The organism is Brevibacillus halotolerans, assembly GCF_026891775.1.
GTDB classification, from domain to species: Bacteria; Bacillota; Bacilli; order Brevibacillales; family Brevibacillaceae; genus Brevibacillus_B; species Brevibacillus_B halotolerans.
The window spans coordinates 1-303 of the sequence record NZ_JAPTNK010000071.1; the positions used below are offsets into that span (position 1 = coordinate 1).

1 protein-coding gene is annotated in these 303 nt (G+C 43.2%); it reads left to right on the top strand.

Annotation, left to right across the window (positions count from 1 at the left end; genetic code table 11):
• Positions 1-303 (top strand): ABC transporter permease (locus tag O0550_RS24215; RefSeq protein ID WP_258427433.1); only part of this gene is annotated, 303 nt, incomplete at both ends.

The window sequence follows — 303 nt, forward strand, 5'->3', positions numbered from 1 at the left end:
TTTTAACCATGCTAGGAATTATTATCGGCATCGCTTCCGTCATTGCCATTATGACAATGGGTAAGGGCGGAAAAGAAATGATGACAAGTCAGTTCGGAAATGTAGCCGATGCAAAGTTTACCGCGATAGTAAGCTGGGAGACCGAAGAACCTGTCAAGGATGATGATTTGACCATCGATGATGCCGTTACCCTGGAAAGAATTAATCCTTACGTTCAAAATGTCATGGCTCAAATCTACGGTAGCGGAACCATCAAGGATAAGAAAAAGGATATCAGTGCTCAAGTATATGGGACAACGGCCA